Genomic DNA, 20,290 nt, shown 5'->3' with positions numbered 1-20,290 from the left:
CTTAACCATGTCCCATTAAATCGAAATTTTTATCATGAAAAATAAACAAATAAATAAAAGCATTTTATTTTATCTCTTTCCCTTTTTGCTAGTAAATGAATTGAATTCAATGTCACTAGCTGCTGGTTCTTATGGCATTAGAGTAATTAGTTCTAATACTCTATACGAATGTAAAGGATTACTTCTAGAGATTAAACTAGATGTAGGTAATGTGTTCTCTGCACGAAGCGAAGTGACTATAATATGTATGGAGTCATTGAATAAAGCAGAATGGGTGTTAAAGGCCGCTGCTCAATGTAGTTTAGATCCACCTCCCACCTGTATTGATGGAAAATTAGAGCTATCTTTAAAAGAGTCTGTGGAATATAAATATATTGATGATATTAATATTCGCTCGACAAAACCTCATTTATATCAAGCCCAAAAGTCTGTTTTAGGAAATGATTGTAATGCTATACAGTTCAACCAATATAATTATTGGAAATGCAATAATTATACCGATTTACAAAATCTTTCATTCTCAACAACTGGAGATACAAAGCTGATCTACTTGGGAGAGTTTTATGATAATTTTTATGATTTTATTAGTCCATATTTGTCCGATATACCTTTTGATTTTATAGACGTATTTAAAAGACGATACACAGCTACTCCTTAAACGAAATAATATAAAGATTATGAATTACAAAGTCCACCCCAATGGAATTTTGCCACAACATATTCTCAAAGAAAAACTATCGGCGGGAGACGTGGGAAATTGGTAGAAAAACATCAAATCGAGGGATTAGAAACCGGGTATAGTGTCGAGTTTTCCGATAGGTTGGGAAAAACGATTACTGTTGTCACCCCTTGAACGAAAATTCCCTCCGTTTCCCCACCCCGCTAAGGACTCGTGTTAAACTGATTAATCATGCTGGTGTCTAGAAGCGACCTATGCCGAACTTAACCTTAAGCAACGAACAAGTAATCGAATTAGTCAAACAACTCCCCGAAGCACAGCAACAGGAACTATTTAGATTCCTCATCCAGCGTCAGTGGGGAAATATGGAAGCTATAACCGATTACGGAAGCCAACAGGCAAAAATCGTCGCAGCAGAACGCGGCTACGATTGGGATACCATGACGGAAGACGAAAGAGAAGAATTTATCGATGAAATCGTTCATGAGAAGTAGTGATTTATACTGTTGTCTTCGACACAAATATTCTCATATCTGCTGCGCTTTCTAAAGGCGGTAGCCCGAATAGTTGTTTTTCCCTAGCCCAAAGCAAACTGATTCGATCGGTCACTTGTCCAGAGATTTTAGGCGAATTATCCGAAAAACTTCTACTAAAAATCAAATTTCCTGAAGAACGAGTTAGAAAATACATTGAGGAAATTTGTGAGGCTTCTAGCATTGTTTCTATAGGTGGAACACTTAGAGCCGTTCCCAATGATCCCGATGACGATATGATCATAGAATGTGCAATCGCTGGCAAGGCTACCCATATTATCACGGGAGACAAACATCTTCTTTCACTGGTTGAATATCAAAATATTCAGATCGTGAAAGCAAAAGACTTTTTGGACTTTTTAGATCGAAATAATAACCATGAATTATGAACTTTACTCAATGGGATTTTATTAAAAGATATTCGCGAAGCAAGATTATCCGCAGGAGACGTGGGGACATTGGTAGAAAAACATCAAATCGAGGGATTAGAAACGGGGTATAGTGTCGGATTTTTCGATAGGTTGGGAAAAACGATTACTGTTGTCACCATGGCCGAAAATTCCCTCCGTTTCCCCACCCACGAGGATCGACCTTGACTCTACAGGACTGATATTTTCCCATCTTTAGCAGAATATCGGCATCTAGAAGAGGGTGCGATCGTGCGGTAGTTATAGTTGAGAGGGTGTGTTACACTAGCCTTAAGGCACTGTGTAGGCCGTAATCGAATTACTTCTCAACAATCCATTATGATAAAAAATCTACGAGTTAGTTATGATGGAATGGTTTTCCGTCCCGAAGAAAAGATTGAATTAGAACCCAATACCCATTACATCATCCAAATTATTTCTCGGGAAGATCCACTAGAAAATAACCATAAAAATGCTTGGGAACTGTTAGAAGAAATGGCTGGCACCTATGAAGCTCCAGAAGATTGGTCAAGGGAACACGATCATTATTTATATGATACTCCCAAAAGAAATATAAGCGATGAATAAGTCCAAACTTTTTTTAGATACGGTCTTTATCCAAGCAATTCTCAATCCTCATGATTAATATCATCAAATTGCTATGCAGTTCCTCCCCTATGTAAAAAATGCAACAGCAGTTTGGGTTACTGAAGCCATTTTTATGGAGGTTGGTAATGCTCTTAGTCATTACAATCGTCCTAAGGTTTCTGCCTTTATCAAGCAATGCTATCAAACCGATAATTTATTCGTTGTTACTATCACTTCTACTCTTTTTCAAAAAGGCTTAAAGCTCTACGAATCAAGATCTGATAAAAGCTGGGGATTAGTAGATTGTTTTTCTTTTATTGTTATGGAAGAAAATCAAATTACCGACGCTTTAACTTCAGATGTTCATTTTATTCAAGCAGGTTTTCAAGCTTTACTACGATAATTAATTAGCGATCACCATTTAGTTAAAGATATAATTTTACGGCAAGCGCGAAGATGAAAGGACTTTCTAGGCCGATAATTTCTCGATTCTAACTGATCGACGCAGAGAAGGGATAGGCGAACAGAAAACCCTCTCCATTAAGGACTCGTGTTAAACTGATTAATCATGCTATTGTCTAGAAGCGACCTATGCCGAACTTAACCTTAAGCAACGAACAAGTTATCGACTTATTTAAACAACTCCCCGAAGCACAGCAAGGATGAGCCTTAATAATATGAGCAAAATTTCGATCGAAGTCAGTCCCGAAGCGGCAGAAGTCTATCAATCCGCATCCCCAGAGGAACAAGAACGCGTCCGGGTTCTTGTCGATTTGCTAATTAGAAAGCCAGTTAACAGCGATATCGATTTCTTGAGAAAACTAATGGACGAAATTAGTGATGAGGCGGAAGCTAGAGGATTAACCCCCGAAATTTTAGAATCTTTACTAAATGAGCCTTGAATATTCTTTTATTCTCGATACCAACGTTTTAGTAAGCGCGCTTCTGTCGAAAAACGGCAAAGCTCGTCAGGCATTAGACAAAGCCCAAAATATCGGCAAGCTTTTAATGTCCGAATCTACTTTGTTAGAATTGATCGCTGTTTTCAATCGTCCCAAATTCGATAGATATGCCTCCTCAGCAAAAAGGCGGCTATTTATAACGGCGATAGAAAGAACCGCGGAAATTGTCGTGATTCGAGAGAAAATCAAGGTTTGCAGAGATGAGAAAAATAATCAGTATTTAGAACTAGCGATCGATGGTCAAGCTACCTGTATTGTAAGCGGCGATTCTGATCTATTAGTTTTAAATCCATTTCGAGAAATCCCAATTTTAACGATTCAAGAATTTCTAGATCATGACTTTTCCTGTTAGCGATCAGTCCCCCCACCCACGAGCCGGCTAGAGACCCGTGTTAAACTGATTAATTATGCTGGTGTCTAGAAGCGACCTATGCCGAACTTAACCTTAAGCAACGAACAAGTTATCGACTTATTCAAACAACTCCCCGAAGACCAGAAACAGGAAGTTTATAAAATTCTCATCCTCAGTCAGTGGGACCGATGGGAATCCTTGTCTAACTACGCCATTGATAAAGCTCGAATCGTGGCGAAAGAACGAGGCTATGATTGGGATACTATGACGGAAGAAGAAAAAGAAGAATTTATCGATAATATCGAGACCGCGCAAATAATCCCAGCCCCTTTGAGGAGCGACTCTTTTTCCTAATAATTCGCTCATCCATTGGGCCACCTTGGGACCAGTTCATAATCCTCCATCCGATGGCGGTTCTTGTAGAGCTTGCCACAGTAAGGCCTGTTGTTGGTCATTGAGCAAAGGGGTTCTACCAGCATTATTTTGACGTTTATCCCCTAAACTGGCTGGACCCAAGCGATTATACCCCCATACCAATTCATATAGCCAATTTAGACTATATCCCGTGATTTCTGCCACTTCTTTCGTCTTTTTTCCTTGAGTTAGTAGCCAGATAATCTGATAGTGGGTTCTCTGTGTTGCTTCTTGACTATGTCGATAGTGTTGATAAGTACCTAAGCAAAATTAATTACACATATCTACCCCCCCTTGCCTCTTGCCTCCTGCCTTTTGCCTTTCTTCACTAGGAAATTTATTTTGCACGACTACTTACAGTTCTTCTTCTGTTAAATGAGGGGCGATAGTAATTTGTTTGGGCATCTGTGCATCCTCTTCATATCTTCTTTCTATTTTATGGCCATTTAAACGGATTTAATATTATTACTAAATCCGTTGAGTATAGGCTACATATTAGGATAGGCAAAAGGCAAGAGGCACTCATGCAAAAGAGGGAATAAATAATCAGTTTTTAATAACTGGATTTAGTATTAATCTACAAGGGAAGTTGCCAAAAAGGAGACAATTGTGCGACGGGGAAGACATAAAATTTTTATCGGGATGGCTCCGGGGGTCGGGAAAACCTACAAGATGCTGGAGGAGGGGCATAGCCTGAGAAAGCAGGGAACCGACGTGGTGATTGGACTGCTCGAAACCCACGGCCGGAAAGAGACCGCCGAAAAAGCCGAGGGGTTGGAAATCGTACCGAGAAAAATCCTAGAGAAAGAGGGATTCACTCTCTCGGAAATGGATACAGAAGCGATTATCGCCCGCTCGCCGCAGCTGTGTCTGATCGATGAATTAGCCCACACGAATGCACCCGGTTCGGAGCGAGAGAAACGTTTTCAGGATGTGGAGATAATTTTATCCCAGGGAATCGATGTTTACTCGACCGTGAATATCCAGCATATTGAGAGTTTAAACGATCTGGTTGCCCGAATCACTGGGGTGGTGGTGCGAGAGCGAATACCCGATCGAATTTTGGAGGAAGCTGATGAAGTGATCGTGGTAGATGTTACCGCCGAAACCCTAGAGGAAAGATTATTAGCGGGAAAAATCTACGCTCCCGAAAAGATCGAACAATCTTTAAATAATTTCTTTCAACGGCGTAATTTAATCGCCCTCCGGGAACTGGCCTTGCGCGAAGTGGCCGATACGGTAGAAGAAGAAGCGAGTAATTCCACAAAATTTATCGGTCAATCCTGTCCCGTTCACGAACGGGTATTAGTCTGTATTTCCACCTATCCCAACTCTTTACGATTATTACGTCGGGGAGCGCGGATAGCGGGGTATATGAACGCGGAATTTTTTGTGATTTTCGTCGATAACCCCGATCGCTTTCTCACCAAAGAGGAGGCTTTACATATCGAAACCTGCGAACGTTTATGTCGGGAATTCGAGGGGAAATTCTTACGGGTTAAAAGCTATCAGGTGGCGGCAGCGATCGCCGAAGTAGCCGAGCGCGAACGAATCACCCAGATCGTGATCGGGGAGAGCCTTCAATCGCGCTGGAAGCATTTAATCAAAGGTTCTTTCACCCAAAAACTCATGCGTCTGATCTGGCAGAAAAATATCGATCTTCACATCATCGCCACCGATCCAAAAGTACCAATTAAAGACGCGCGAGCCAAGGGGATGAAAACATAACCATCTGACTTGAAAGAGGGTGTAGGGTGTGGGGTGTAGGGTGTGGGGTGTGGGGTGTGGGGTGTAGGGTGTAGGGTGTAGGGACTTTCTCCCAATTCATAATTCATAATTCATAATTCATAATTCCCAGTTCCCCTCTCAAATCAGCAACGCCTTGGCTTCTCTGGGATGATATTCTAGGAGTTAATCTTTAATGCAAATCCGTTGTCACTTAAGGGAGTTAACTCATGCAGGTAAATAATCTCGGCTTTATCGCTAGTATCCTATTCGTCCTAGTCCCCACCGTTTTCCTCTTGATTCTGTTTATCCAAACCAGAGAGGAAACCGAGGGTTAAATTGGGACCGGAGAGACCGGTTATTTGGTCTCTCCTTAATTTTTTGGTGGCTCTAGGTGGTGTTTGCTGAATAAATCTAAAAACCTTGTTGGATAAGGTTTTTAGACTTGTTTTCCCTCAAAAAGTGCCGACCTTTGGAGTGATTGGGGGGAAAATTCAGGTACTTTTTCCCTGAAAATTAGGTAATTGACCACGGCGGTTCGACGGATTCGACAAGCTCACCGTCCACAGGCTCACCGTCCACTCGACTGAGCTTCGCCGAACGTCCTGAAAATGGGTAAAACCCCACACCCGTTCGGACCTCGGCGTGAGCTTTTGTCGAACGCAAAAGCTCACGGCCGAAGCCCACACCCCACACCCCACACCCTGCCCCCAGGAAAAGCTTTTTCAGCAAACCCTAGGTGGTGTACTCGGCGTTAATTTTGACGTAATCGTAACTAAGATCGCAACCCCAGGCCGTACCTGTCCCCGAACCGTTACCGATACAGATAGACATTAAAACGGTATCTTCTCGTAAATAAGCCCCGCTTGCTGCCGCTTTCAGGTAATTACTGGCACTAGCTCGATCGAACGCCAGAGGTTGACCATTTTCCATCATCACGAAGTCGCCTAACTTAATTTGTAGATCTTCTTGATGGAAGACAACCCCGGCCCGGCCAGCCGCCGCCGCAATTCGTCCCCAGTTGGGATCCCGACCGAAAACCGCCGATTTTACTAAGGAAGAACCGGCAATGGTGCGAGCAATCTGACGAGCGGACTGATCATCGGCCGCCCCCGAAACCCGCACTTCTATTAAACAGGTGGCTCCTTCCCCATCCCGGGCGATCGCTTTAGCCAAGTATTGACAAACTTCCGTTAACATGGCCTCTAACTTTTGGGCATCCCGGCCCATTTCTGTGATCGCCGTGGTGCGCGATTGACCGTTAGCCAAGGCGATCAGACTGTCATTGGTACTGGTGTCCCCATCCACCGTAATCTGATTAAAACTTTTATTAGCCGCCCGACTTAACATATTTTGCCAGAGAACCGTCGATACTGCGGCATCACAGGTAATAAAGGAGAGCATCGTCGCCATATTCGGGTGAATCATCCCCGATCCCTTGGCAATTCCCCCAATTGTGACCGGACGACCCTCGATGGTGGTTTGCAAGGCGATCGATTTGGGGACTAGATCCGTGGTCATAATCGCCCGGGCCGTGCTTTCGCCACCATTTTCCGACAATAAACCCGCTAAGGTCGGTAAAGCGGCGGTTAACGCATCCATGCGAATCCGTTGCCCGATGACTCCCGTAGAAGCCAGCAAAATTGCATCGGCGGGAATCCCTAAAACTTGGCTCAAGGCGGCGGCACTATCGAGAGCGTCTTGCCATCCGGCCTCCCCCGTGGCGGCGTTTGCTTGGCCGGCATTACACAAAATCGCCCTGGCGCTGGCTTTAGTTTGTAGGCGTTGACGGCAATAATCGACGCAAGCGGCGCGCACTTGACTGGTGGTAAAGACTCCGGCGGCGATCGCTTCTGTTTCCGAGACAATTAGGGCTAAATCGGGCAAACCGGACGGTTTTAGCCCCGCGGCCATCCCTGCGGATTTAAATCCTTTTGGGGCGGTGATCCCCCCCTCTATTTCCTGCCAATCGGCCATTTTCTCCCGTCTCCTACTTAAATTCGACGATCGATTATAGCAAGTAAAAAGCCAAAAATTAGCAAAGGGTTTGACCGTTTCGGGTTGGGAAGTGGGGAAAAAAGGCCGACGGCTGATAATTCCTGGCTGCAAATTAGCCTAAAATACGATTAATTGGCCAGAATTTTGGAGAGATAGTTTATGGAACGCGGTTTATTGTGGACACCTTTATTAATTCTATTTATTTGGTTGGCCTGGAGTGGTTGGAATGAATACCAAAAAGTGGAAATCTATCGACAATGGGCCGAAAACTTCGAGCGAGCTAAGTATGATATATATTCTGTCTTAGGTCAAAAAGATAAAATTATCACTTGGGGAAAACCAACTCGTAAGGGAGTGATTAATTTACAAACTTTTTCCCTAGAGGAGGTAAAAGAAATCCGTTTGTTAGTTAATAATCAAGTGGTGGATTTAGATGCTCTTCCCCCGCAGGGTTCCCCTTTCCTAGAATTTATCTTTAAGGAGCGATCTCCTGAAAAAATTCCCTTTACTGAAGTTGAATTGGCTAGTCGGTGGGCGAAATTTTTACAACAACAAATCTTAATTTAATGGCGATAATTTCTAGCGCAATCTCCCCGATCGCAGGATACCGACAACTAACCATAAACCGATAAAACTAGCTGTAGCAAATAATACGGTACTAATAATAGTTAATTGCCGAGATTGGGTGCTGGCTGTGACAATGGCGGCCCCGATAATTAAGGAACCAATAATCACACTAAAAGCTAGTCGATTGGCGGAATTATCTAAACTGCGACGGAGATTATCTAAGTCGCGAATTTTCAGATTAATATTTAAAGTTTCCGAGGTTAAACCATCTAGTAAAACTTCGATTTGACGGGGAGATTTCAGGGAAAAAGATTTTAAGTCTAAAACTGTTCTTAGGGCAGTTTGTAGGGGAGTGCTACCGATTAACTGTTGTTCAAGAATATTAGTTAATAACGGCTTGACTTCCTCCAGGATATTAATATCAGGATTAAATTTTCGGGCAGTTCCTTCTAGATTAGCGAGACTTTTGGCGAATAAACCTAAATTACCCGGAAGTTTAATTCTGTTACGACGGGCAACTTGCAAAAGTTCATAAACTACCTCACTAAAGTTAATTTGATTTAAATTGAGGTTATAATATTTTCGCAGCATCCGCTCATAATCCACCTCTAATTGTACTAAAGTAATCGGGACTACTGACTCGGATAGTTTAATAGTTAGCTGACTGCATCTTTTCGCATCTAAGTCAACAATTGCTAATAACAATTCTGTTAAAATTTGTTGAGTTTGCGGGTCTAATCTGCCCACCATACCACAGTCAATTAAAGCTACTCTACCATCGTCAAGATAGAAAATATTACCCGGGTGAGGATCGGCATGAAAGAAGCCATCAATATAAATTTGTTGAAAAAATGACCGAAACAAAATCCTAGTTATTTCGCTTTTTCTTTGGGAAATTGCTTGCTCAGTTGGCGGTCTAGAAACATCGGCTTCTAAAATTTGTTTTCCTTCTAACCATTCTAACACTAATAGCTTGGAATTAGTTAAGTCCCAATAAATTTTAGGAATAACTAACTGTTTTGGTTCTGACCAACGACTCTGGGTTAAATTATAGCGTAATTGGTCAGTATAATGACCTTCTTGGGTAAAATCTAATTCCGCATTGACTGCTTTAATAAACTCCTCTGCTAAGTTAACAACGTCGTAACTTTGACCAAATTCTGTGAGGGCAACTAAATCGGCAATTCCCTTAATTAAGGCACTATCTTGGGCGACAATTTTTTCAATTCCCGGACGCAAGACTTTAATCGCTACTTCCTCCCCAGATAATAAAGTTGCCCGATGAATTTGCCCGATCGAGCCTGCGGCGATCGGTTGGGGATTAATATATTTAAATACCTGTTTGATCGGTTTTGCTAACTGTTCGGTGATGACTATTTCTATATCCGTCCAAGCAACGGGAGGAACTTGCGCTTGTAGGGCAGTTAAAGCCTCGATATAATTAGCAGGTAGCAGATCGGGACGGGTACTAAGTAACTGTCCCAATTTGACATAAAAAGGACCCAATTCCACAAGGATTTTTTTGAGAACTTCTGGGGTAGGAATCTGGGGATTTTCTGTTTTTCCTAGGGTTAAAACCCCGCGCATATAGTCCCAACCGTTGCCGAGAACTATCTCAAGGATTTCTTTTTGTCTTTGACTGGTTTGGGGGAGTGAGAACACGGTATTATCAGTTATCAGTTATCAGTTATCAGTTATCAGTTATCAGTTATCAGTTATCAGTTATCAGTTATCAGTTATTAGTTATTAGTTATCAGTTATCAGTGGGGAAGTTAGGTACTTATCGATGGCTGCATCCCACATTTGCAGAAATACCGATAATCAGCAATTATCAGTGACTCTTAAATTATTACAGATATATCAGCAGCTGCGTGTAAGCATCCCACAAAAAAACTAATGCGCTCCGGGGTTCGGGGGAGGCGCTTCGTCCCCCGACGGGGGGTTTGGGGGGTAGAACCCCCCAAAAGCTTGGATTGAGCGATAAAACCGAAAGTAACGCCCGATTTTAGTAGAGAGTTTCCCTTAAAAAATCCCAACTTAGTAGATTTACAAAAATGAGATGTACCCCTTTCAGTTATCAGTTATCAGTTATCAGTTATCAGTGGGGAAGTTATCAGTGATCAGATTTGAGTTTTAAGTTAGCAGTATTAAATAGAGGTTTCCTACTGTCTTTTCACTGATTACTGTTTACTGTTTACTGATCACTGATTACTGAAAAAGCTGGTAACTAATATCGATCCTATAACAATTTCTCTAATTTGGGATCGGTTTGTAAGTGCTTGAGAACTTGTTTAATATCTTGGGTACGATCTTTGTGGACAACGAGAGTCGCTTTCCCGTCGCGAACAATTACCAGATCTTTTAAACCAATAGTAACGATCACTTCCTCCTCATCACTAGCATAGATAATAGAGCCTTCCGTATCCAAACCGACATGATTGGCCAGTTCAATATTTTTGCCCTTTGCTTCTAGTAATCTTTCCAGAGAATTCCAATCTCCCAGATCATCCCAACCAAAATTAGCGGGTAAAACGTAAGCGAGTTGGGTTTTTTCCATCAAAGCATAATCGATACTTTTTTTCTCTAAATCCTCATAGGCAGCGATGCCCCGATCGATCAGAGGTTGTAAAATATTATTAGCGTGGGTTTTTAGCTCCTCTAAAACCACTTGTCCCTGAAAGATAAACATTCCGCTATTCCAGCTAAAAAGTCCCGTTTCTAGGAATTTTTCGGCCGTGGTGCGATCTGGTTTTTCCGTAAAACGACTCACTTTATAGACGGGTAAACCATTAAATTCGCATTGATTTTCTCCCTGTTCGATATAACCGTAACCAGTGGAGGGATAATCGGGTTTAATCCCTAAAGTAACGATCGCTTTTTGGCTGACAGCCACTTCTACGGCCGCTTTTAAAGTGTTAATATAAGCCTCTTGATCACCAATATAATGATCGGCAGGAAAAAAACCGATCGCCACTTCCTTACCATAACGTTTTATCACTTCTAAAGTAGCCCAAGTCACAGCCGGGGCCGTATCCTTGCCCACCGGTTCCACTAATAGGTTACTCTCCGGTAAATCGGGCAGTTGTTCGCGGACACCATCAGCGATCGCACTAGCGGTAATTACCCAGAGATTTTCCCAACCTGCCCCTAAAGATAATAGACGATCGGCCGTTGCTTGTAAAAGACTGCGACCACTACCATCAAGACAGAGAAACTGTTTCGGACGCGCTAGACGACTGAGAGGCCAAAAACGTTCCCCTTTACCACCGGCGAGAATGACTGGAACAAGCGACTGATTCATAAAAAATTGACACTTATCGGTTAAGTTGAACCGATTGTATCAGACGGCAGCGAGGGGTGAGCATTTTCCTGACTCAAAGCTAAAAAGCGGGCAAATAACCCGCTTTCTAGCAAAAATAACCGAAATATTGCGATTAGAAATTCATTTCGGCCGCTTGTACTTGTTCCACTTGTTTTTTCTTAATAACTAAGAGGATTTGGCATAACATAATGCCACCGAGGAATAAAACTAATCCTTTGATCCGGCCGGGATTTTGTAGGACAACTTCCGTCTCTTTTTGACCAAAACCGCCGACATTGGGGTTACTGGTTAAAAATTGTCCCACTTCGATCGCTTGACCTTCCGAGACGATTAACTCAGGACCTGCGGGAATATTTTCCACCACGGGGCCAGCTTCGGAAGTGATGGTGACTTCATAACCACCGGCTTCGGTTTTGCTGATCTGGCTAATTGTACCTGCGGTAGAAGCTTTGAAAGCGTTATTATTGCTGGGTTCACCGGTGGGGTACACTTGACCGCGACCACGATTGGCCCCTAAATGCACAGCATATTTACCGAAGTGAATACCTTTATTTTGGCTAGGATCGGGGGCCAGGACGGGGAAAACGATTTCTTTGTATTGATCACCGGGTAAGGGGCCGACGATAACCACGTTATCTTGACCTTCTTTGTAGGATTGGAAATAGACTCCACCGAGTTTTTCCTGCATTTCTTCGGGAATGCGATCGGGGGGCGCGATTTTAAAACCATCCGGTAGCATTAAGACTGCACCGACGTTTAAACCCCCCTTCGATCCGTCTCCTAACACCTGTTGACTGGCGGGATCGTAGGGGATTTTTACTACTGCCTCAAAGACGCTATCGGGTAATACCGAGTGGGGGATTTCAATTTCGGCGGGTTTTTGGGCTAAATGGCAGTTCGCGCAGACAATCCGACCGGTTGCTTCTCTGGGGGTTTCCGGGGCGGTTTGTTGCGCCCAAAAAGGATATGCTTGGGCAGATTGGGGGTTAATGACATCGCTGGTTAGGAGTAGGGAAACGGTAGCGATCGCCACGAGGACGGCTTTCACTAGGGCCTGTCTGTGGACTTGCGGGAAGCTTAAAAAGTTGAATGTTCTCATCTCTATCGGTTGAATAATTCCAAATCTCGTCACATTGAATAATCTAGGACCACCAGGGTTCTTCGCCGGTGCGGAAGTCGGTTTCCGTCCAAGTGGAGAAGACGACTTTATCATTATCGGTGACGTTGGCATGGGCGAGGGCTAAGGATAGAGGCGCTGGACCGCGAACTACTTTTCCTTCGGCATTGTACTGGGAACCGTGGCAAGGACACATGAATTTTTCTTCGCTGGCATTCCAAGGCACCACACAACCTAAGTGGGTACAGACGGCGTTAATTCCGTAGTTGGCCAGGGTTTTGTCCTCTTGGACGACTAAATAGGTGGGGTCGCCTTTTAAACCTTGGGCTAAGGTGCGATCGCCAGCGTTATGGCTGGTCAGAAATTGACTGACAATCACATCATTGCCTAGGGCATCTTTAGCGGTGACACCGCCACCCGTACCACCGGCCGAGGGGGGAATAAAATACTTAACAATCGGATACAAAGCCCCCGCTGCTACTCCGGTAATTGTACCAAAGGTCAACAGGTTCATAAATTGACGACGACCCAAATCGGGAACATCTGTACCGGAAACTTGACTCATTGCTCCTTATCTCCAAATGTAAATTTTTGTAAACTAATTCTCATCTAAGGGCGATTTTGTGCATCTCGATCAAGACGAAAACCCAGAGCTTAAAGAAGGTTTACAAGGGCTGTATTAGATTATTACAGATATTGAGTCACGGACAATTGCCACAGCAAAGCTGCCCCAAATGCGATCGCTGTTTGCTCGCTTTTGCCGAGATGAGAAACCGCGAACATCGAAAGAATCTTAAAAAATTTGATCCAATGGAAAGTTAAGTCCCCATATACCTTTAACTTAAGTTAATAGCCAAGAATACAATGATTTCAAGTCATGCCTACTGGCTGGTACAGGGAAAAGTCTTGCATAAATAGATTACTTAACTCAATTTGTCAAGGCTGGGATTACTTTCAATGCTTGGTATAAAAACTTTTATCCTACTCTCAGAACTGAGATGAGATAAAAGCTACTCAGATTAATATCTCCAAATTTGTTAATTATCTCTATCATCTTTAACCTATGAAATTAGCTGATATTCTCAAAGACTCAAGTTATAAGTTGTCCCAGTTTACGCCGACGGAAATTGAGCAATTAGAGCAGACAATTACGCTGAAAAAGACGAAAAATGGGGAAGCTCCCTATACAATTTGCTTAGTACGGAAAAAAGAGATTAAACTTACCCCAGAAGAAGCGATTAGACAATTATATTTAAGGGTTTTAAGCGATCGCTTACATTATCCTCTCAGTCGCATTCAGGTGGAGTATGGGGTTAATTTTGGCAGAGAGGTAAAACGAGCAGATATTGCGGTGATGGACAAAGATCGCCTGAACACAGTTTATATTTTGGTAGAGGTAAAGAGTCCGAAGTGGAAGGATGGAAAAGCACAACTACGTTCCTATTGTAATGCCACAGGTTCGCCGATGGCTGTCTGGACGAACGGCGATCAGATTTCCTATTATCAACGCAAAGATCCCAATTATTTTGAAGATATTTCAGATATACCTAACTCTAATCAAACCCTAGCAGATATTCTCCAGATTAAGTTCACTTTAGATGATTTAATCGCCAATGATAAGTTGGTGAAGAGGAATAAATCTCTGAAAACGCTAATCGAAGAAATGGAAGATGAGGTATTAGCAAATGCGGGGGTAGATGTCTTTGAGGAATTATTTAAGCTGATTTTTGCCAAGCTCTACGATGAATGGTATTCTGGGCAAGGAAACCGCCGCAGGACGCGCCTTCTAGAGTTTCGCAATACGGGACAGACGGAAGCCGCCCTCAAGAATAAGATTCAGGATTTGTTTGATAGGGCTAAGAAAAAGTGGCCAGGTATATTTAGTGAGGATGTCAAGATTGGCCTTGCTCCCTCTCATCTATCGGTGTGTGTGTCATCGTTGGAGGATGCGAAGCTATTTAACTCTAATTTAGATGTAATTGATGAAGCATTTGAGTATTTAATCAATCAAAGCAGTAAAGGAGAAAAAGGACAGTTTTTCACCCCTCGTTATGTGATTGATATGTGTGTGAAGATGCTTAACCCCCAAGAAGATGAATATATGATTGATACTGCAGCCGGTTCCTCGGGTTTTCCAGTACATACAATCTTTCATGTTTGGCGGCAGATTCTAGAGGATGAGGGATTAGAAGCAAGTCATTTATTTTCATTGGAAGAAAAGCCACCCCGTTGTAAGGAATATGTGGAAGAAAAGGTGTTTGCTATTGATTTTGATGAAAAAGCGGTAAGGGTAGCACGAACCCTCAATCTGATTGCTGGAGATGGACAAACAAACGTACTACATTTAAACACCCTAGATTATGAATTATGGGATGAGGTTACTAAAGAAGATGATTGGCAAAATGTTTATTTTGCCGGATTTAATCGTCTCAAAAAACTTAGACCCAAAGGCAGTAAGGATTATCGAGAGTTTCAATTCGATATTTTGATGGCAAATCCACCTTTTGCGGGTGATATCAGAGAACCGCGCATAATTGCTCGTTATGAGCTAACCAAAGATAAAGCTGAAAAAACAAAGGGAGTCGGACGCGATATTTTATTTATTGAGCGCAATCTAGACTTTTTGAAACCGGGGGGAAGAATGGCGATAGTTTTACCCCAAGGACGCTTTAATAATTCCTCTGATAAGAATATTCGGGATTTTATTGCCGAAAGATGTCGAATTTTGGCAGTGGTGGGATTACATGGTAATACTTTTAAACCCCATACGGGAACAAAAACCTCGGTGTTATTGGTGCAAAAATGGAATGATGATCCCAAAATAGGCGCACTTTGTCCTCGTCAGGATGATTATAATATCTTTTTTGCGACGATGCAGAAGTCAGGCAAGGATAATTCTGGAGAAAAAGTTTATGTTAAAGTGTCTGATGATTCGGGGGATTTTCTCTTAGATAAACATAATCATTGGATTGTGGATCATGATCTTTTTAATCATGATGGATTAACAGAAGATGGTATCGCTGAGGCTTTTATTGAGTTTGCTAAAAAGGAGAATTTAAGTTTTTTTGAGATCCCCCCGGCTAACGCCACCCCCCTTAATAAGGGGGACAGGGGGGGAGCTTTTGATGCGGTTAAATATCAGCAGTTAATGGATAGAATTGAAGCGGTTGAAGTTGTGTTAAGTCAAGCTTTAAAAAATAAGGATTTTAGAATTGATAGTGAATTTCATCGAAGACATCCTCTTCAAAATCCAAATTATAGTTATGTTGATATTGGTGAAAACTTAACTTTGATTCAGTACGGAATTTCTATAGAAATGAATGAAGAAGGTGAAGGGATAAAAATATACAGAATGAATGAAATTCATAATATGCTCTGCGATACTGAGGTTTCAAAGTTTGCAAATATTTCTTCTGTAGATATAGAATCTTTCAAGCTTAGAGACAGAGATGTTCTATTTAACAGAACTAATTCTTTTGAATTCGTTGGAAGAACAGGAATATTTAAAAGTTTCTCAGATGAAGATTTAGTTTTTGCCTCCTATCTGATACGAGTAAGAACTGAAGAATCAAAAATTTTACCTGAGTATTTAGTTGCATTTTTAAATTCTAAATTAGGAATTTGGGATCTAAAAAGAAGAGCTAGAATTTCAATCAATCAGTCAAACATTAATGCTCAAGAATTAGCGGCAGTAAAAATACCTCTATTGAACATAAAGTTTCAGATAAAGCTAAAGAAACTATTTGAAAAAGCACATTGTGATAGATTAAAAGCGATTGCAATTTACCAACAAGCTGAAGATTTACTATTAACAGAACTTGGTTTAAAAGATTGGAAACCCACCGAAGAAAGCATCGCCGTTAAGAGTTTTTCTGAGTCTTTTTTGTCTTCTGGACGCTTGGATGCTGAGTATTATCAACCGAAATATGATGAAATTGATAATTATTTTAAGGATTTCAAATTGATAAAAATTCGTGATTTAATTAATTACCCTGTTTCTAGTGGTGCAACTCCTAAAGCGGGTGGTGATGATTATACAGATGAAGATGATGGCATTCCTTTTATAAGAGCAGTTGATCTCAAAGATGGAGAAGTTGACACAAATAACTTTATTTTTATTAAAAGATATGTTCATGATCTCACCTTGAAAAAAACAAAAGTCAAGAAAAATGATGTACTTTTTTCAATCGCTGGTACGGTAGGAAGATGTGCTATTTTTGATCATGATTTTGAAGCCAATATTAATCAAGCTGTTTCTATTTTAAGGTTTGACGAAGCTCAAGTTAAAAGACTCTATTTAATTGTCTTTTTTAACTCTGAAATAGGCAAAATATACGTTTCCAAGTATGCTCGTCAGGGTTTGCAAACCAATCTAAACTTGAATGAAGTATCTGACCTTAGAATTCCTATATTAGATTATAATCTTCAAGGAGAAATCAGTAAAAAAGTACAAGATAGCTTTGCACTAAAACAAAAATCCAAACAACTCTTAGAAATTGCTAAAATAGGAGTAGAAAAAGCGATAGAAACCGAGGAAGAAACGGCAACCGCTTGGATAAACCAACAACTAGAATCCTTAGACATTTCCCCCCTTTTTAAGGGGGGTAGGGGGGATCAATGAACCTTTTTAAGGGGGATAGGGGGGATCAATGAACCTAAACAACAGCGACTTTCATCTACCTTATAATACTGCCCTAGTAGCCAGAGCGAAAGAACTGCGAAAGAACATGACCTTAGCAGAGAAAAAGCTGTGGTATTCCTATCTAAAAAATTTCAAATTCAAAGTCCTAAGACAACGCCCCATTGATCATTTCATTGTTGATTTTTATTGCCCTAGCCTCAAACTTGTGATTGAAATTGATGGAGATACTCACTTTACGGATGAGGGAAAAGCCTATGATAAAGAGAGAACTGCGCGATTAGAAAGCTATGGATTAAAAGTTATTAGATTCACGAATTCGCAGGTATTAAGAAATTTTGAGGCGGTTTGTGAGCAGCTAAATCTTTCGATCCCCCCTTAATCCCCCCTTAAAAAGGGGGGAAAATTTAACGCCTAGAAATTGCTAAAATAGGAGTAGAAAAAGCGATAGAAACCGATGAAGAAACGGCAACCGCTTGGATAAACCAACAACTAGAAAGCTTGGGAGTCAAACTAATCTGATCAACACAAAAATATGAAAATTCCTCAAGAAAAACTCTCACAACTTTGCCAACATTGGCATATTCATAAACTTTCCTTATTTGGTTCAGTTTTACGAGATGATTTCACCGCAGATAGTGATATTGATATGCTCGTTGAGTTTGAACTTGGTTTTACCCCTAGTTTTCTCAAACTTCATCAAATTCAAGAAGAACTATCTCAATTATTTGATGGACGTACTATTGATCTCGTTACCATCAAATCTCTTAATCATCATATTCGTGAGCGTGTTTTAGCAACAGCAGAGGTGTGTTATGTCGCAGAAAGATAATCAAGTGTATGTTGAACACATGATTGACACAGCAAATAAAGCACTTAGCTTTGTAGAAGGTGTCAGTCGAGAAGATTTTGATAATAACGAACTTTTACGGTTATCCCTCACCCATTTATTGCAAATTATCGGAGAAGCAGCGCGTCGTGTATCACCAGACTTTCGGGAGAATTATCCAACAATTCCTTGGCAAGCAGTCGTCGGAATGCGGAGTAAAGTAGTACACGATTACTTAAATGTTGATGAAGATATTGTTTGGAATACCGTTAAAAATGATTTACCATTTTTAGTTAAAGAACTAGAAAAGATTCTGATCAGGTAAAACTTTGGGAAAATTAGCAGCATTTAGATATTGAACTAACCCACTGAAGGAGAGAAACATGAAAGCACTCAAGGTTATGGCAACCATTGATGAACAAGGACAACTAACCCTAGATCATCCTTTAATCATAGACAAAAACAGCCGTGTAGAAGTTATTATTCTCATCCCAGAGGAGGAAACCCAAGATACATCTCAAGCAGAAATTTTAGCAGACTTTCGGCAATCTTGGCATGAAGCCATGACAGGACAAACCATTCCCGTTTCTCAACTTTGGGAAGGGTTAGAAGATGACTAATCAACCGATAATTCAAGTTTTAGCCTCGGCAACATTCAAGCGAAATCTCCGCACACTTGCTAAGAAATATCGCAGTATTCGAGATGATATTCAACCTATGATTGAACAACTTGAGCAAGGAGAATTACCTGGCGATAAAATACCTAGTATTGGTTATACTGTCTTCAAGTTGAGAGTCCGAAATAGTGATATTCAAAAAGGCAAAAGTGGGGGATACCGTTTAATTTATTACGTCAAAACTGCAACGGCAATCATTCTGTTAACTATTTACACGAAATCTGAACAAGTTGATATGGCGGTAAAGGATATTCAAAGCATTATTACAGACTATGAACAACAGTAAACAGATTATAATTGTAACAGCTATTAATTGGACTAACCACCCATGAATATTAAACAAAAACTATCTTTAGTAACACAAAATCTCTCCGATGAACAATTAAGACCATTGTTAGAGTTAGCAGTAAAATTACAAAATAACAACCCAAATACACTTAACTTTACTGAACAAATTACCTCTCAAGCTTATCAAGAATGGGTTAGTTCTGATCATGACATCTACGACGAGATTTTTGCCGATGAAATTACAAAAGGGTGATGTAGTATTGTGTCAAGTACCCATACCATCCAGTCAATTTCAACAGTTTAAGCTTCCTGCTGCTGTTATCGTATCAGCTAATGATATTAATCAAATTTTAGATGATGTAATGGTTGTTCCTTTTACCTCTAATCGTAATCGATCCTTTTCGATAAACCAACAACTAGAAAGCTTGGGAGTAAACCTAATCTGATGAACACAAAAATAAATCTACCAATGGAACAAATTAAAGGATTTTGTCAAAAGTGGCAAGTCACCGAATTGGCATTATTTGGTTCAGTTTTACGCGAAGATTTCCGTTCAGATAGCGATATTGATATTTTAATTACCTTTTCCCCAACTGCTAAACGAGGTTTAACTGAAACCCTACAAATGCGCGATGAACTGCAAGCAATTTTTGATCGAAAAGTAGATTTAATTGTGAAAGCAGCACTCAAACGGAGTGATAACTGGCTAAGATGTAAAAACATTTTAGAATCAGCACAGATTATATATGCCTCGTGATCAAGAATCTCTAATCGACATTGTAAATTCTATTAGACGTATTTTGCGCTATACCGATGGTATCGGTAAATCAGAATTGGAAACCAATGATGAAAAATTGTCTGCCATCCTCTACCAAATTACCATTATTGGTGAAGCGACTAAACGTCTTTCTGTAATCTTCCGTCAACAACATCCAGAAATTCCTTGGCGAGAAATGGCTGGAATGCGAGATGTCATTGTTCATAAATACGATCAGCTTGATTTGGATGTGGTATGGGACATAGTTGAAAATAAATTAACAGAACTTTTAAAAGCGATCGCACCCTTACTCTAAGAGTGCTTTAAAAGCAAAAATCCAAACAACTGCTAGAAATTGCTAAAATAGGAGTAGAAAAAGCGATAGAAACCGATGAAGAAATGGCAACCGCTTGGGTAAACCAACAACTAGAAAGCT

At 41.0% G+C, this 20,290-nt stretch carries 28 protein-coding genes and 1 pseudogene; 22 read left to right on the top strand and 7 right to left on the bottom strand.

Annotated features, from left to right (window positions below):
- Positions 1-34: 34 nt before the first annotated feature.
- The 9 genes and pseudogenes from O9334_RS04580 (at position 35) to O9334_RS04540 (ending at position 3,875) form a co-directional block, all read left to right on the top strand.
- Entirely contained in the window at positions 35-658 is a 624-nt protein-coding gene (locus tag O9334_RS04580) for a hypothetical protein (protein WP_271926131.1), read from the top strand.
- A gap of 275 nt (positions 659-933) precedes the next feature.
- Positions 934-1,173, top strand: coding sequence for a hypothetical protein (locus tag O9334_RS04575; RefSeq protein ID WP_002750644.1), 240 nt, complete (start codon positions 934-936; stop codon positions 1,171-1,173).
- Positions 1,173-1,601: a putative toxin-antitoxin system toxin component, PIN family gene (locus O9334_RS04570; protein WP_190358720.1), complete on the top strand. Its 429-nt coding sequence runs from the start codon at positions 1,173-1,175 to the stop codon at positions 1,599-1,601. Before O9334_RS04575 ends, O9334_RS04570 begins: the two co-directional genes overlap by 1 nt.
- A 15-nt stretch (positions 1,602-1,616) precedes the next feature.
- Positions 1,617-1,808 carry a DUF4926 domain-containing protein gene (locus O9334_RS04565; RefSeq protein ID WP_103113065.1) on the top strand — a complete coding sequence of 64 codons (192 nt, stop codon included), beginning with the start codon at positions 1,617-1,619 and terminating at the stop codon, positions 1,806-1,808.
- Between the two features lie 150 nt (positions 1,809-1,958).
- A complete protein-coding gene (locus tag O9334_RS04560) occupies positions 1,959-2,207 on the top strand; it encodes a hypothetical protein (protein WP_002738017.1) in 249 nt (82 codons plus the stop codon).
- A pseudogene (locus tag O9334_RS04555) lies at positions 2,200-2,610 on the top strand (type II toxin-antitoxin system VapC family toxin). Before O9334_RS04560 ends, O9334_RS04555 begins: the two are co-directional and overlap by 8 nt.
- Positions 2,611-2,884: 274 nt before the next feature.
- Positions 2,885-3,109: a C2H2-type zinc finger protein gene (locus O9334_RS04550; protein ID WP_002748889.1), complete on the top strand. Its 225-nt coding sequence runs from the start codon at positions 2,885-2,887 to the stop codon at positions 3,107-3,109.
- Positions 3,099-3,521: a putative toxin-antitoxin system toxin component, PIN family gene (locus tag O9334_RS04545; RefSeq protein WP_045360795.1), complete on the top strand. Its 423-nt coding sequence runs from the start codon at positions 3,099-3,101 to the stop codon at positions 3,519-3,521. The genes O9334_RS04550 and O9334_RS04545 overlap by 11 nt, the downstream gene beginning before the upstream one ends.
- Positions 3,522-3,599: 78 nt before the next feature.
- Positions 3,600-3,875: a hypothetical protein gene (locus tag O9334_RS04540; protein WP_045360796.1), complete on the top strand. Its 276-nt coding sequence runs from the start codon at positions 3,600-3,602 to the stop codon at positions 3,873-3,875.
- A 36-nt stretch (positions 3,876-3,911) separates the two neighbouring features.
- Here the strand turns inward: O9334_RS04540 and O9334_RS04535 are convergent, their stop codons facing one another.
- Positions 3,912-4,100 carry a hypothetical protein gene (locus O9334_RS04535; protein ID WP_072024878.1) on the bottom strand — a complete coding sequence of 63 codons (189 nt, stop codon included), beginning with the start codon at positions 4,098-4,100 and terminating at the stop codon, positions 3,912-3,914.
- A 444-nt stretch (positions 4,101-4,544) separates the two neighbouring features.
- On the opposite strand from O9334_RS04535, the gene O9334_RS04530 reads away from it, so the two are divergent.
- Positions 4,545-5,663 carry a universal stress protein gene (locus O9334_RS04530; RefSeq protein ID WP_287999585.1) on the top strand — a complete coding sequence of 373 codons (1,119 nt, stop codon included), beginning with the start codon at positions 4,545-4,547 and terminating at the stop codon, positions 5,661-5,663.
- 227 nt (positions 5,664-5,890) lie between these two features.
- Positions 5,891-5,998 carry a photosystem II reaction center protein PsbM gene (psbM, locus tag O9334_RS04525; protein WP_002745897.1) on the top strand — a complete coding sequence of 36 codons (108 nt, stop codon included), beginning with the start codon at positions 5,891-5,893 and terminating at the stop codon, positions 5,996-5,998.
- 397 nt (positions 5,999-6,395) lie between these two features.
- Here psbM and argJ read toward each other — a convergent pair whose 3' ends face one another.
- Complete coding sequence (gene argJ, locus O9334_RS04520; RefSeq protein WP_190381006.1) at positions 6,396-7,637, bottom strand: bifunctional ornithine acetyltransferase/N-acetylglutamate synthase; 1,242 nt, start codon at positions 7,635-7,637, stop codon at positions 6,396-6,398.
- A gap of 180 nt (positions 7,638-7,817) precedes the next feature.
- Between argJ and O9334_RS04515 the strand changes: the two genes are divergently transcribed.
- Complete coding sequence (locus tag O9334_RS04515; protein WP_002781465.1) at positions 7,818-8,225, top strand: hypothetical protein; 408 nt, start codon at positions 7,818-7,820, stop codon at positions 8,223-8,225.
- A 12-nt stretch (positions 8,226-8,237) separates the two neighbouring features.
- On the opposite strand, the gene O9334_RS04510 is transcribed toward O9334_RS04515, so the two are convergent.
- From O9334_RS04510 to petC, 5 genes are all read right to left on the bottom strand, one after another.
- Positions 8,238-9,887: an ABC1 kinase family protein gene (locus O9334_RS04510; RefSeq protein ID WP_045360801.1), complete on the bottom strand. Its 1,650-nt coding sequence runs from the start codon at positions 9,885-9,887 to the stop codon at positions 8,238-8,240.
- 179 nt (positions 9,888-10,066) lie between these two features.
- Complete coding sequence (locus tag O9334_RS04505; RefSeq protein WP_045360803.1) at positions 10,067-10,261, bottom strand: hypothetical protein; 195 nt, start codon at positions 10,259-10,261, stop codon at positions 10,067-10,069.
- Between the two features lie 203 nt (positions 10,262-10,464).
- Positions 10,465-11,526: a mannose-1-phosphate guanylyltransferase gene (locus O9334_RS04500; protein WP_287999583.1), complete on the bottom strand. Its 1,062-nt coding sequence runs from the start codon at positions 11,524-11,526 to the stop codon at positions 10,465-10,467.
- Positions 11,527-11,659: 133 nt separating this feature from the next.
- Positions 11,660-12,646 carry a cytochrome f gene (gene petA, locus O9334_RS04495; protein WP_190380882.1) on the bottom strand — a complete coding sequence of 329 codons (987 nt, stop codon included), beginning with the start codon at positions 12,644-12,646 and terminating at the stop codon, positions 11,660-11,662.
- Between the two features lie 43 nt (positions 12,647-12,689).
- Positions 12,690-13,229 carry a cytochrome b6-f complex iron-sulfur subunit gene (gene petC / locus O9334_RS04490; protein WP_002781457.1) on the bottom strand — a complete coding sequence of 180 codons (540 nt, stop codon included), beginning with the start codon at positions 13,227-13,229 and terminating at the stop codon, positions 12,690-12,692.
- A 498-nt stretch (positions 13,230-13,727) separates the two neighbouring features.
- Here petC and O9334_RS04485 point away from each other — a divergent pair, with 498 nt between their 5' ends.
- The 10 genes from O9334_RS04485 to O9334_RS04440 all read left to right on the top strand — a co-directional run bounded on the left by O9334_RS04485 (position 13,728) and on the right by O9334_RS04440 (position 20,170).
- The gene (locus tag O9334_RS04485; RefSeq protein ID WP_287999580.1) at positions 13,728-17,285 is read left to right on the top strand and encodes an N-6 DNA methylase; all 3,558 of its coding nucleotides are present in this window, start codon (positions 13,728-13,730) and stop codon (positions 17,283-17,285) included.
- Positions 17,286-17,313: 28 nt separating this feature from the next.
- Entirely contained in the window at positions 17,314-17,685 is a 372-nt protein-coding gene (locus O9334_RS04480) for an endonuclease domain-containing protein (protein WP_002759989.1), read from the top strand.
- 153 nt (positions 17,686-17,838) lie between these two features.
- Positions 17,839-18,135, top strand: a complete 297-nt coding sequence (locus O9334_RS04475; RefSeq protein WP_287999578.1) for a nucleotidyltransferase family protein — start codon at positions 17,839-17,841, stop codon at positions 18,133-18,135.
- Entirely contained in the window at positions 18,119-18,457 is a 339-nt protein-coding gene (locus O9334_RS04470; protein WP_024969856.1) for a HepT-like ribonuclease domain-containing protein, read from the top strand. The genes O9334_RS04475 and O9334_RS04470 overlap by 17 nt, the downstream gene beginning before the upstream one ends.
- Before the next feature lie 58 nt (positions 18,458-18,515).
- Positions 18,516-18,752: a type II toxin-antitoxin system RelN family antitoxin gene (locus O9334_RS04465; protein WP_108937065.1), complete on the top strand. Its 237-nt coding sequence runs from the start codon at positions 18,516-18,518 to the stop codon at positions 18,750-18,752.
- A complete protein-coding gene (locus O9334_RS04460) occupies positions 18,745-19,095 on the top strand; it encodes a type II toxin-antitoxin system RelE family toxin (protein WP_287999576.1) in 351 nt (116 codons plus the stop codon). The genes O9334_RS04465 and O9334_RS04460 overlap by 8 nt, the downstream gene beginning before the upstream one ends.
- A 42-nt stretch (positions 19,096-19,137) precedes the next feature.
- The gene (locus O9334_RS04455) at positions 19,138-19,350 is read left to right on the top strand and encodes a hypothetical protein (protein ID WP_287999574.1); all 213 of its coding nucleotides are present in this window, start codon (positions 19,138-19,140) and stop codon (positions 19,348-19,350) included.
- A complete protein-coding gene (locus tag O9334_RS04450) occupies positions 19,304-19,543 on the top strand; it encodes a type II toxin-antitoxin system PemK/MazF family toxin (RefSeq protein ID WP_312675548.1) in 240 nt (79 codons plus the stop codon). Before O9334_RS04455 ends, O9334_RS04450 begins: the two co-directional genes overlap by 47 nt.
- Positions 19,544-19,566: 23 nt before the next feature.
- A complete protein-coding gene (locus tag O9334_RS04445) occupies positions 19,567-19,854 on the top strand; it encodes a nucleotidyltransferase family protein (RefSeq protein WP_002789522.1) in 288 nt (95 codons plus the stop codon).
- Positions 19,844-20,170, top strand: coding sequence for a HepT-like ribonuclease domain-containing protein (locus O9334_RS04440; RefSeq protein WP_287999570.1), 327 nt, complete (start codon positions 19,844-19,846; stop codon positions 20,168-20,170). The genes O9334_RS04445 and O9334_RS04440 overlap by 11 nt, the downstream gene beginning before the upstream one ends.
- Positions 20,171-20,290 lie beyond the last annotated feature (120 nt).

Origin of the sequence: Microcystis sp. LE19-8.1F, from assembly GCF_027531715.1 — a bacterium.
Taxonomy (GTDB): Bacteria; Cyanobacteriota; Cyanobacteriia; order Cyanobacteriales; family Microcystaceae; genus Microcystis; species Microcystis wesenbergii_A.
This window is presented reverse-complemented; position numbering and strand designations above follow the sequence as displayed.